At 54.2% G+C, this 12752-nt stretch carries 10 protein-coding genes; 4 read left to right on the top strand and 6 right to left on the bottom strand.

Translation table 11 applies throughout. The annotated features are described in order from the left end of the window. Positions 1 to 76 precede the first annotated feature (76 nt). Entirely contained in the window at positions 77 to 1645 is a 1569-nt protein-coding gene (locus ACQK2Q_RS02605; RefSeq protein WP_425408200.1) for a class I adenylate-forming enzyme family protein, read from the top strand. A gap of 138 nt (positions 1646 to 1783) precedes the next feature. Then, positions 1784 to 2698, top strand: coding sequence for an alpha/beta fold hydrolase (locus ACQK2Q_RS02600; protein WP_425408199.1), 915 nt, complete (start codon positions 1784 to 1786; stop codon positions 2696 to 2698). 11 nt (positions 2699 to 2709) lie between these two features. Here ACQK2Q_RS02600 and ACQK2Q_RS02595 read toward each other — a convergent pair whose 3' ends face one another. The 6 genes from ACQK2Q_RS02595 to ACQK2Q_RS02570 all read right to left on the bottom strand — a co-directional run bounded on the left by ACQK2Q_RS02595 (position 2710) and on the right by ACQK2Q_RS02570 (position 9616). After that, positions 2710 to 3915: an acetyl-CoA acetyltransferase gene (locus tag ACQK2Q_RS02595; protein WP_425408198.1), complete on the bottom strand. Its 1206-nt coding sequence runs from the start codon at positions 3913 to 3915 to the stop codon at positions 2710 to 2712. A gap of 1 nt (position 3916) precedes the next feature. After that, positions 3917 to 5401 (bottom strand): zinc ribbon domain-containing protein, encoded by a 1485-nt coding sequence (locus tag ACQK2Q_RS02590; RefSeq protein ID WP_425408197.1) that lies wholly within the window; start codon positions 5399 to 5401, stop codon positions 3917 to 3919. 42 nt (positions 5402 to 5443) lie between these two features. Beyond that, positions 5444 to 5881 carry a MaoC/PaaZ C-terminal domain-containing protein gene (locus tag ACQK2Q_RS02585; protein ID WP_425408196.1) on the bottom strand — a complete coding sequence of 146 codons (438 nt, stop codon included), beginning with the start codon at positions 5879 to 5881 and terminating at the stop codon, positions 5444 to 5446. Between the two features lie 16 nt (positions 5882 to 5897). Further along, entirely contained in the window at positions 5898 to 6341 is a 444-nt protein-coding gene (locus ACQK2Q_RS02580) for a MaoC family dehydratase N-terminal domain-containing protein (RefSeq protein ID WP_425408195.1), read from the bottom strand. Between the two features lie 15 nt (positions 6342 to 6356). Next, positions 6357 to 7256 (bottom strand): SDR family oxidoreductase, encoded by a 900-nt coding sequence (locus ACQK2Q_RS02575; RefSeq protein ID WP_425408194.1) that lies wholly within the window; start codon positions 7254 to 7256, stop codon positions 6357 to 6359. A 101-nt stretch (positions 7257 to 7357) separates the two neighbouring features. After that, positions 7358 to 9616 (bottom strand): TonB-dependent receptor, encoded by a 2259-nt coding sequence (locus ACQK2Q_RS02570; protein WP_425408193.1) that lies wholly within the window; start codon positions 9614 to 9616, stop codon positions 7358 to 7360. 276 nt (positions 9617 to 9892) lie between these two features. On the opposite strand from ACQK2Q_RS02570, the gene ACQK2Q_RS02565 reads away from it, so the two are divergent. Then, positions 9893 to 11527 carry a class I adenylate-forming enzyme family protein gene (locus tag ACQK2Q_RS02565; RefSeq protein ID WP_425408192.1) on the top strand — a complete coding sequence of 545 codons (1635 nt, stop codon included), beginning with the start codon at positions 9893 to 9895 and terminating at the stop codon, positions 11525 to 11527. Positions 11528 to 11584: 57 nt separating this feature from the next. Next, positions 11585 to 12745: an acyl-CoA dehydrogenase family protein gene (locus ACQK2Q_RS02560; protein WP_425408191.1), complete on the top strand. Its 1161-nt coding sequence runs from the start codon at positions 11585 to 11587 to the stop codon at positions 12743 to 12745. The last annotated feature ends 7 nt before the right edge of the window (positions 12746 to 12752 follow it).

The following is a 12752-nucleotide window of genomic DNA, read 5'->3' as shown; positions in this document are numbered from 1 at the left end:
CCTAGGTTGATTTTCATGCGCCGCCGCTCATGCACCACTCCCGGGCGGCGGCCGCCACCCAACGACGGAAGTGCGAATGCTTCGAGATAATCTACGCCGCTGCGCAGAACATTACCCAGACAAGATCGCCTTTCACCAGGGCGAGCGGACAATTACTTGGTCAGAGATTTATCGCCGGTCTCTCGCTCTCGCTGGCGCCCTTCAGGCGCGGGGCGTTCAGCCGGGAGACCGTGTGGCCATTCTGGCCAAGGAATGCATCGAGATTTACGAGCATTTCTTCGCCTGCATGATCATCGGCGCGATCCGAGTGGGCGTGAACTGGCGATATAGTTCGCGTGAAATGCTTCATGTTCTGAAAAACAGCAGCGTTACCGTGTGCGTAGTGCAGGACAAGTGTTGGCCGTTGATTGAGTCTCACAACGATGAATTGAAGGCATTGTCTATTGATATCATCGGCTTGGGTGTAGATCACGCCTTTGACGGGGATTATGAACTTCTGCTTGAAAAGGCGCCGGAACTTGTCGCGACCGATTTCGACGAGGCCGCGCCTCTCTTGCATACTTACACTTCCGGCGCCACGGCGCATCCCAAGGCTGTCATATTGTCTCACAAGGCGATCCTTACTGAAATTACCTACGCGCCGCACTATTATGGCATATCTGCAAATGACCGATATTACATGCCTGCTCAGTCCGCATGGGTCGCCGTTGTCGGCGGATTGTTCGGCCTTGCATCCGGGTCCGGAACAATTATCCCTACGGACGTATTCGACGTTCAAAGTTGCGTTGACGACATCAACAAACATAAAGCAACAGTCGCGCTGCTCGTTCCCGCTATGATCCCAGCGGTGCTGGATCATCTCAAGGAATACGATCTCGCCCTCCCGTCTCTCGAAACAATTGCTTATGGATCGGCGCCGGCGGCGCCTGCATTGATCAGGCGTACCGTCGATATGCTTGGTGTGAAGCTCGTGCAGCTTTACGGAATGACAGAGTGCGTCGCCTGGGCCTGTTTTCTCCAGCCAGACGACCATCGACGGGCCCTCGCAGGAGAGGATAACATTTTACGCGCGTCTGGTCGTTTTGCGGCCTTTATCGATCATAAAATATGCAATGATGACGGCGAGGAGGTTCCGGCCGGCGAAGCCGGCGTTATCTACCTCAAAGGCGATACGATTATGAGCGGTTACCTCAATCAGCCGGAGGAAACGGCGGATGTGTTGAGCTCCAATGGCTGGCTGAAGACGAATGATATCGGTCGCGTTGATGAGAACGGTTTTGTCTATCTTCTTGACCGACGAAATTTTCTCATCAACACAGGCGGCGTAAACGTATTTCCGGCACAGGTTGAAGCGGTGCTCGCAGAAAACGAAATTGTTTCCGAATCTTCCGTTGTTGGTGTTCCCCACCCGCGCTGGGGCGAGGCCGTCGTCGCCGGAGTAGTATTGAATAAGGGGGTGCAATTAGACGAAGAGGAATGTATCGCAAAATTGAACGCCCATTGTTTCGAAAATCTCAGCAAACAAGAATGCCCGAAACATTTTACATTCATGAATGAGCTACCAAGGACAATTACCGGCAAGTTGCAGAAACGCGATCTTAAATTATACATCTCTGAAAACGTAAAGCTTCCGTGGAATGAGTAATTTTGAATCAATACGAAATGTCGCGGAATACTTTTCCGGTATACTAGGCGTATTGTCCGCCGAATCGCATTCGAGAGTCGAAAAATCAAATAGAACGCGCACTGCGCGCGTGTTTCGTATCCCGCGGATCAAGCGTCTATGACGCCATACCAGCAAGGCGGCGAGACGGAAAAAATCGCCATCACCTCCTTTGACGGGTGCACGCTCGTCGCCAGCCGATTCGGACGGGCGGTAAACGGCGCAATCATATTTTCGCCGGGCGGCGGCCAGACCCGCCACGCATGGTCTGGCGCCGCGCTCGCTTTCGCTAGGAAGGGGTTTTTTGTTCTCTGCGCGGATCTGCGTGGACACGGAGACAGCGACCGCGCGCCAGACGGGACCTATTCTTATCACGATTACGCCCGGGACGCGCTTGTTCTCAGCGATTGGGTGGAAAGCCAAACCGGGACCAAACCACATTTCATCGGCGCATCGCTTGGCGGCGTTGCAGCGCTCGTGGCGGCGGGCAGAGTCCGTCAGGACGGTTTTGCGTCTCTCACGCTGGTTGATGTCGCCCCAAAGATCAGCGAACACGGGTTCGGCTCGATACGAAATTTCATGCTCGACACTGCAAAAAACGGATTTGCAAATGTAAGCGAGGCAGCTGCATTCCTTTCAAAACACTTTCCGCGGCCGGGTGCCGATAACCGGTCGTCTGGAGGGTCCGGCGGTCTGCGGAAGAATTTGCGACTGGGTGAAGACGGGCGGTGGCGATGGCACTGGGACCCGGCTTTTGTCGAAACCCTTTACCTGGAGCCTGACGAATTTGAACGGGAATTAACTGAAGCGGCAAAAAATCTGATAATTCCTGTTCACTTCATGCGCGCCGGAAACAGCGAACTGGTCACTCAGGAGGCTGCGGCGCATTTCCGTGATATCGCGCCCCATATTCATTTTACGGAGATAACGGGTGCGAAGCACATGGTTACCGGTGATCAGAACGATATGTTCGTCGAAGCGGCGCTTAATTATCTGGTAAGTCCGGAACTTCACCGCACCCCATTGGATAATTAGCCCATCCAGGTTCAAGCGCCCGGTAAACCGAAAATTCCGATGCCGCTTACGCTTTCATGCGGAAAGCCGCCGAGATTATGTGTTAAACCAAGCGTCGGATTTCTAATTTGCCGCTCTCCTGCCCTGCCGAGCAATTGGGTATACACTTCATACGCCATCCGCAACCCGGACGCGCCGATCGGATGACCGAAACACTTTAGTCCACCATCAATCTGGCAAGGAACACCCCCGTCACGGTCATAAAAACCGTCGAGCACATCGACGACCGCGGAGCCCTCTTCCGAAAGGAAAAGGTCTTCCATGGTGACCAACTCCGTAATAGAAAAACAGTCGTGCACCTCGATGAGACTGAGTGCTTCGCGCGGATTTTCAACACCCGCTTCGGCATAGGCGCGTTTAGCGGCGCTGCGCGTTGTAATTATGCCGGCGCCGTCCCAAGAGGAATGCGAGGCCTCAACACCATTCGACACGGCCAATTGCAACGCCTTGACCCTCACGGATTCATGTTTTTTTCCAATACCAGCCGCCACTTCCGGCGTGGTGACAATCGCACAAGCCGCGCCATCACTGACGCCGCAGCAATCAAAAAGTCCAAGCGGCGCGGCGATCATCGGCGCCTTCATAATCGTATCCATCTCCACGCGCCGACGCAGATGCGCTTTCGGATTGACGGCCCCGTTCTCGTGGCTTTTCCATGAGACGTGAGCCATAGCGCGTTTCAGGTCGGGAGCGTTCACCTTATGCTTGGCGCCATAGGCGGCGGCAAGCTGCGCAAAACCGCCGGGCGCGCTCATAGACGGGGCAAACAGGCTCGCGCGCGGTCCAAAATCGAACTCAGGCAAACCGCCGAACCCGGTGTCCTTCAGTTTTTCAACGCCAATTGCCAACGCAATGCGCGCAGCGCCGGACGCCACGGCATAAACAGCGCCGCGTAACGCCTCCGTTCCAGTGGCGCAGGCGTTCTCCACCCTTGTCACCGGAATATTCTGCAACCGCAAGGCGACTGATGCCGGCGTCGCCGTCGGCCCCATGCCGAGATCAGGCATCGCATGGCCCAACCAGGCCGCGTCAATTTCGCTGGTTTCGATGCCGGCATCCGCTCTGGCCTCACTGAAGGCTTCGAGCATGAGGTCTTGCGCGTCGCAATCAAAGCGCTCGCCAAACTTGCTGCACCCCATGCCAATGATGGCGACCTTGTCGCGAATTCCGCTAGTCACTTTAAGTCTCCATTATGCGGCCATCGGCGGACTTCGCCTTCCAGCTATAGCGATGAAATTTCCGATAGGGATCGAATTCCTGGATGCGGTAAACCATACTGACTTCACTGCCTACTGGCAGTTCGTCCGGCGCGCTCGTGAAGTTCATGATCATGCGCGCGCCGCTGGCGAATTCCACCATGCCGTATCGGTTCGGCGGATTACGCGAAAACCCTAGCCAGTCTGTCGTGACAGTTTTTATGACCGCCGCCTCCTGCGCCAATGCGTGGTCAGATTGATTGCCTTCATGACCACAGTTCGGATTGACGCAAATTTTAGCTTTCGGAAATTGAACCGTTCCACATTTTTCGCACTTTCCGGCGATCAGCCGCGCAACTCTATCCGCATGACGATAGGCGGCGCTGAGCGCGGTTTTTCGGTCAGTTTCCGCCCGCGGTCCGAAGTCCGGTTCCAACTGTCCGTTGAAGGACAAGTACCGGATGAATGGCAACTCGTGCTGATCGCTCTCGGCCAGCGCGCGAACACCTTGTCGATCGCTAATCGATTTGATCAGCGACGTCGTTTCCAGCACGATCGCCTCGCACCCCTGGCCAAAGCCCGCCATAAGAATTTTTTCGCCTGGGCCAGCAGCGCAAAGCGTATCGGCAAGCATGAGAAGAGAATGGGCAGCGCCAGCTTCGCCGATGACATCCTGAAAGTCGTCGCGCACCGCGTCATCGCGAATATCGATTGATTTCGCCAGTCCGGCTGCGATGCCGCGGATTGTTGACGGAAAAATGAAATGGTCGATTTCCGCAGACGAAACACCGGCCGCTTCCATTGCGCAAGTGAGGACCGGCGGTGCGATTTTCCGGTATCCTTCGTCCCGAACCCACCGCTCCTCCCAGCCATACTCATACGCCTCGTTGGCGCGGCGATAGTGATCGACGAAGTCGACAGTAGAAACCCTGTGCGCAACGATACGCGCGATGACGTTTTCACATCCAAATAAGAATGCCGCCGATGCGTCGCCGCTTGTCATCTCCACCAAGCTGCCCGGCCGTCCGCGGCGACGGTCTGCGGCAACGCACAAAACCGGGCGCGGCGCGCCGTCAGCCGCGCTCAGGCGTTCTGCTACACGAAATGCAGACACGCCGGCGCGCTGCGTATTGGCGATATCAACGGCCTGAACGCAGTTAGGCAAACCAGCGGCGGCTGCGACAACGGAAGCATTTAACCGGTCGGCAAACGGAAACGTCGTCGAAGCGGCGACAATGGCGAATATCTCGCCTAGCGCCTGCAAGTCCTTGCAACGACGCGCAGCCTCTACCGCCATCGTAATCACGTCTTCATCAAAATCACAGATCGCGCGGACGCCGTGTCTGTATCCGTTCAAGGCTGGATTAATCCATCCGACTTCACTCGCCATTGCTTTTCGATGCAAGCGCATTGACGGAATATAGGTCCCGAAGGCGGTGATTCCGGTTGTTTCGTCACCTCTAGCCATAATCGTCGTCAATACTCCGATACGTTTCGCGTGCGCTGCCTGCTATGCGGCGCCAACAGCAATATCAATTTCGCCAGTCGCCACCACCACGCCGTCACTCTGGCGCGTCGCGGCAAGCGCCCAAGTCAAGATCGCCGCGCCGTCATGAGTTTTTTTGTCTGTAACCTTACCGGTGCAATGAAGATTGTCACCCACATTCGTCATGGCCCGGAACTGGGTTTTAATCCGGCGGATGGCGCCCGCCGGCGCATTCTCGGTTCCGATTTTCGCAAGATATCCCATGACGAACATTCCGTGCACGATGACGTCGGACAGTCCCGCCTTGTTTTTTGCGAAATCGATATCGGTATGAATCGGATTTAGATCCGACGAACCGGCTGCATACAGGGCAATAGTGTGGCGCGAGATCGAACCCGTTTGAAGCGTTGGCAGCGTATCGCCGACCTGCAGTGATCCGAGTTTGCGCGTCTGATTATTCATGTTTTCGCACCCTAAATCAGCGATTCCGAATGACGAACGTGCACCGATCAGTGCCCGCAAACCGGCCTTTTTCGTCATGATACTGAATTTCAGTAACGACGAATTCAAGCGCGCCGTCTTTTTTATCAAAAATATCGATAATCTTCTTTACGCCTCGCAAGCTCTCTCCTGCACACAAAGGGCGTTCCAGGATGAATTCCTGCTCACCATGCAACAATTTCGCCAAATCAATGCCGAGTTTGTCAAAAAGGCCGTATGTCAGATCGTCCCGCGTGCCAAGGCGAATTAAGTAAGTCGGCAGCGCAACAATGGACGCGTACCCCTCAGTACGGGCGACTGCCTCGTCGCAGTAGATCGAGTTTTTCTCACCTAGCGCTTTGGCGAACAACTCCATCTGTCCCTTTTCAAGGGTAGCGTCGAATGGCTCCATTTCGAAGCCGATGAATGAGCGATCTATCATACTAATGCGCCGTCGTTATCGTTCAGAGACGGCAGCGCCCATGGCTTCGCCGAATGGTGCAAACGCCTCGGCGATACTCCGCGGATGCGTCGCATCAGAAAAATCGGAAATCGCTTCGATATTATTAGCGATATCTTCAGGTGTAATGTCGCCATTTAGAGCGACGCCGCGGCTCCGTTCCCAACGCAGCTTTCCAAACCAGCCTGCGCCCGCCTCGAAGAGCCCGCTGGTTTGCGTGCATTCGGCACTGCAAAGATAACCGACCAGAGGGCTAACCAACTCCGGACGCAATGCTGCAGTCTGCTCCCGGCTGATGACGGTATCAGTGAGCCGGGAAGCGGCGGCCGGCGCTATCGTATTGACGAAAATGTTGCGTTTTTGGCCTTCGATCGCGAGAGCTTGCGTCATGCCGTGAAGCGCCAGCTTTGCCGAACTGTAATTGACCTGCCCAAAATTCCCGTAAATGCCGGCCGCGGATGCGGTATTGACGATGCGCCCGAAATTCTGCTCGCGCATATACGGCCATGCCGCCCGATTGACCTTGAATGCGCTGTTCAAATGCACATTGATGATGTCAAACCAGTCGGTCTCCCGCATTTTATGAAACGAAATATCGCGCAGAAATCCGGCGTTGTTAACCACGATGTCGAGGCGACCAAAGGCATCCATCGCGGTTTCGACAAGGCGCGCACCCGATTCAACAGAGTCGGTATTCGCGACGGCTTCGCCGCCCTTGCCCGTTATTTCGTCAACCACCGCCTCGGCCGACGATTTGTCAGCGCCTGCACCTTGGACGGTTGTACCATAATCATTGACCACGACGCGCGCGCCAAGCCCGGCGAACATCAGTGCGTGTGATTTGCCAAGCCCGTTGCCGGCGCCAGTAATCAGTGCGACTTTGCCTTCAAAAGACACGAAATTTTATCTCCTAACAATTCGTTTCCGCCTGCCTACGCCGTGAAGCGGGTTCGCGGCGTAGGCCCTGGCGATTGGTTTTTTGCCGCTATTGCGAACGGCTACAAAGCCACTTTAACCAAAGCCCCGAGCACGCGGCCCTTATTCAACGGCGAGTGGCTGCCATTCGTCGAACCTGGCGGGAACGGCGTTTGCGAGTCCGAACCCTCCGTAATCTCGTCGAGCAGGTTGTCGCCATATATGGAGAAACGCAGCCCGCCGCCGTTTGTCGTGAAAGACAAGGACGCATCCAACATATCACCGCCGCTCAGGATTCCGCGATTATTATCTGTAAACGCCTGACTATCGCGATGATTGAAATTAGCGCGCGCAGTCAAAAATCCCGCATTGCCGATATCATGGTCATAAACGAACCCGACATTGTAAGTCAGTTTTGGAACGCGCGGAAGCGCAAGCGCCAGATCCATCTGATTCACTACCCCGTCGCCGCTTATATCAAAGAGAATGTCAGTATACTCTGCGTCAAGGTGGCCGACCGAAGCATTCAGGACCAGCCCTTCCACCGGTGAATACTGCGTTTCAAACTCAACCCCGAATATTTTCGCGTCCGCAGTGTTGGTGATGATCTGGATCGTCCCCAAAATCGGGTCTGACAACAAGACCTCACGTTGCATATCCGAAATGCTGGTGTGAAAGATCGCAGCATTGAATATCGCCCCGGGCAAGGGCTCCGATTTGAATCCGAGCTCGAAACTATCGACTTGCTCTTCAGCGAACGGACCGGGCGACGCCGTCGGCACAGTGTTGCGCAGATTGTATCCGCCGGAACGGAAGCCGCGGCTCCAGTGGCCATAAAGCCGCGCATTATCTGCAATGGAATACCGCAAGCCAATCTTAGGAGACAGGTTACTCCAATCTTCCTCCGGATCGAATGTGGGATCGGCGTTTAAATTGAAGAAGCAATCATCTGCATGGATATTACAGGCCCCAGCGGGGATGCTCCGCAAATCCGGAGAAGCAGGCCCCGGCACGATCGTAGCCAGTTGCACATCCTTTTCCTCGCGGCTCCAGCGCAAACCAAGGTCGAGCGTCAGGGCGTCAGTCAAATCAATCGCTGCTTGTCCAAAAACGCCGAGCACTTGATGGTTCTGGATGCCGCCTCCGTAAAAGGAAAGAGGTCCGGGCACAGCCCCTATCGCCTGTGCCGGCGCGAGGCTGGGATCCTGGAACAAAAAGCGCGTTTCCTGATAATTCAACTCCTGATCGAACCAGAACCCCCCTAGCGTGAAATTGACACGATCAAAGAACCGGCCTGAGTATCGAAGTTCGTTGCTAAACTGCTCTTGCTCGGTGATCTCCCCGAAAAGCAACAAGTTCAAGGTCGTGGCGTCGAAATCACTTTGCGATGCTGAACTATATTGACGCCAGCCAAAGATATTCGTGATTACGCCATCGCCGAACGGGACGCCGATATTGGCTTCCGCACTCACCTGGTCCCATTCATGGTCCATGAACCCTGGCGCGTCCGTCGTTACGCGGTCGGTGCCCCGTTCGAACAGGGCCCTGTTTTGCGCGATTGTTCCGTGGCCTTCGGATTCTCCATGTTCATAGCGTACGATAATCTCAGCATTCTCGCTCGGTGTGAATTCGACGACCGGACGTACAACAATTGTTTCCACTTCGCCCAGCTTTGATCCATCAAGCTCGTTTGTCCAAAAGCCTTCATCATTTTTGTAGTAGGCGGCAATTTTCGCTTTCAGAACCCCAGGAACGACCGGCCCCGATACAGACGCCTGGTACACCTGGTTCAAACCGGTTTCCCACGCGCCCTGTGCGCTTGCCTCAAACTCATCCGTCGGGCGTTTTGTCCGGATTAACACCGCGCCGCCCGTAACATTGCGACCGAAAAGAACTCCTTGCGGGCCCCGCAATACCTCAATCGCCTCCATGTCGAATGTATCGAAGAGCAAACCGGCGGTCGTGCCGAGATAAATCCCGTCGACAAAAACGCCTACCGTAGGATCAATCGAAGGAATTGAACTGTTTATGCCCAGCCCGCGGATCGAGAAATTCGCCGTGCCTTGTATGGAACCGACATCTTCAAGCGACACATTCGGCTGACTGTAACTAAGCGTTTCAAGATCGCTCACCCGCAATGCTTCAAGCTGTTCTTCCCCATAGACAGAGATTGCAATCGGCGCGTCCTGTTCGGCGACGCCGCCGATCTGCTTAGTCGCCGTTACAATTATTTCGTCCGTCAACGCGTCTGAAGCCCGTTGCGCATGCGCTGTCGACGCGAATGCAATTGTCGAAACCGAAACCGACGCTAGAAACGCAGCCGCCCCATTGTGCCAAGACATGAATATCCCTCCTGATCGTCTTTATTTATAGCCCTAACACCGTGCCAAATTTTCATGGTGCAGAATTGAGCATTATTGCGCCGCACAATAAAAGTAATAATTCTCAGGCGGCATCAGTTGATAATCACGCGCATATGCAGCCTGCGGCAACACGCCAATATCAATAGATGATATCAGGTTTTCGTATATCCAATTTATCAGCGAGCAATTACTAATCGGATCCTAGAAACCACGCACAAAATGACAACGATAAATTGCCTCGGGAGAATTCATAAGATGCTTAACCGCACGTCGACCAGCTCGAAACGAACACTCGACGCAATCGCGGAATCACAGCGGCTGATGGTTCGCGGTCAGGATGTCGCCTGGATGCTGGACCGTTGGGCGGAGCGAACGCCGGAGAAAGTTTTTCTGGTGTGGGAGCCGTTTGAAGGCGATCCAAAACGCTGGACCTACGCCGAGATGCACGAGAGTGCTGATCGATTCGCAGCGGCGCTTCTAGAGCGAGGCGTCGCCGCGGGCGACAGGTTGCTGCTCCATATGGAAAACTGTCCGGAATTTCTGATAGCTGTTTTCGCTTGCGCGCGCATTGGCGCTGTCGTGGTCACAACAAACACCCGATCCGTTGCGCGCGATATTGAATATTATGTCGATGCAGCCGGCATAACAGCCGCAATCACTCAGCCTGCATTTGCATCGCTGATCGCTGAATCAGCGCCCAGCCTGAATTTCATAATCGTTACTGAGGATGATTCCGGCGCTGCTGCGCCCGGATTTGATGCGTCTGATTACATCTCGTTCGATACCTGTCTTTCACCTCGGCCGGCGCCACCGAAACGTGGGCCGGACGCCAGCGCGGATTTTCTCATTCAATTCACGTCAGGTACAACGTCTCGGCCAAAGCCAGTGCTTCTCACCCACGGCAATTTTATCTGGGGAGCGCAAATGAATGCACGGAATTTTCTCGTTTCAAGTGAAGATACCGCCCTCGTCTTCTCTCCCTTATTCCACATCAATGCCGTTTCTTATTCCACGATGACAACTTTGTGGGTTGGCGGCACAATCGTCTTGCAACCGCGCCTTTCTGTTTCGCGTTTTTGGGACGTATCGATCCGGAACAAATGCACCTGGACATTTGTAATCCCATTCCTCGTTTACCCGCTAATGCAGCGCGAGGCGCCAAAAAATCATGAGTATCGCTTTTGGATGATCGGCGGATATTCAACGCCGCTTTGTCAGAAGTTTGGCATCGATGTGGTTTGCGCTTGGGGCATGACGGAAACAATTACACAGGGGATTATTTCAAACTTTCATCAGCCCCCACCCGAAGGTTCAATTGGCCGGTCCGCACCTTGCTACGATATCGAAGTGCGCGACGAAAATGGCAATCCGGTGAAACCCGGCGAACAGGGAACGCTTTTTGTGCGAGGCGTTCCCGGCGTCTCTTTGTTCAAAGAGTATTTTAACGATCCAGAAGCCACCCGTGACGCCGTTGATGCGGAAGGCTGGCTGAAAACCGGCGACATGATTTCCATCGACCATCACGGATATCTCTACTTTCTCGGACGCGACAAGGATATGCTGAAAGTCGGTGCGGAGAACGTCGCATCGTCGGAAATCGAAACTGTCATTATGAAAACAGGACTCATTGAAGAATGCGCGGTTGTCGGCCGCAAGCATTACATGCTCGATGAAGTGCCCGTTGTTTTTGCGATCCCGAAAGCTGGCGACAGGGATGAAATTCGTGATGGAATTATTGCCGCATGCAAGCGAGATCTTGCGGATTTCAAGGTCGTTCGGGAAGTCATTTTCGTGGACGATTTTCCACGCGCCACCCTCGACAAGGTCGTCAAACCAAAATTGCGCGAACGGCTGACGCCGATCGGGCCGGACGACGATTACGGCAAATAGCCCAAGCACCGAAAAGCGCATCATCCCTGCAGAAACCCTAAACTTAAGGCTAACGTCATGCGTAACTTCACCGATGAGCAATCGTCATTTCGCGCTTCTTTCCGTCGCTTTCTCGAGCGGGAAGTGGCGCCGAATATGGAATCATATAGGAACGACGGCATCGTCGATCGTGAAATTTATCGCAAAGCCGGCAAAAACGGTTTCCTTCTGATCTGGGCCGATGAGGACTTTGGCGGCATCGGCGATTCCGATTTCCGCTATGAACAAATCATTATGGAAGAAGTGACGCGCGCAGATTGCGGCGAATGGTTTCCGACGCTGCACAGCCGGATGGTCGGGCCCTATCTGAAGCGGTTTGGCTCATCAGAGCAACAAGAGCGCTTCCTGCCGAAGTGTGTTTCCGGCGAATCTATTCTGGCCATCGCGATGACGGAACCGGACGCCGGAAGCGATTTGTCGGGGATGCGCACCACCGTTGAGGACAAGGGCGATCATTTCCTCCTTAATGGATCTAAGATCTATATCTCGAACGGGATCAATGCCGATCTGGTCATAGTGGCGGCAAAATCAGGCGACACTGACAATCGTCACTCCATGGCGCTACTCTGCGTGGAGCGCGACATGGAAGGCTTTCGACGCGGGCGGAACCTCGAAAAAATGGGGCTCGTTGCTCAAGACACCGCCGAACTTTTTTTTGACAACGTGAAAGTGCCGAAGGAAAATGTTTTGAGTGATCCGACAGAAGGATTTCAATATCTCATGCAGGGCCTCGTCGAGGAGCGCCTTATCGGATCTGTGAGCTATATGTGCAATGCGCACAGGGCGTTTGACCTGACAAGAAGTTATGTGATGGACCGCAAAGCATTCGGCAAACGCATCGCCGACTTGCAAAATACTCAGTTCAAGCTTGCCGAATTACATGCTCAACTTCAAGCTGTTCAATGCTATCTCGACCATTGCGTTGCAAAACACAATGCTGGCGATTTATCACCGCCCGAGGCTGCAGCGCTGAAACTGGTGACCAGCGAACTTGAATGGCGGGTCGTTGACGAGGGTGTTCAGTTGCATGGCGGCGCCGGATATATGCGTGAGTTTGAAATCTGTCGGCGTTTTACTGACGCACGCATAAACAGAATTCTTGCTGGAAGCTCGGAAATCATGAAACTCATAATCGGGCGGGATATATTTTCCGACAACTATCAACCGTTCCTTGGCTGAATTCACT

The organism is Hyphococcus sp. (assembly GCF_965228385.1).
Taxonomy (GTDB): Bacteria; Pseudomonadota; Alphaproteobacteria; order Caulobacterales; family Parvularculaceae; genus Hyphococcus.
The sequence above is the reverse complement of the archived record's forward strand: the minus strand, read 5'-3'. Positions and strand labels throughout refer to the sequence as shown.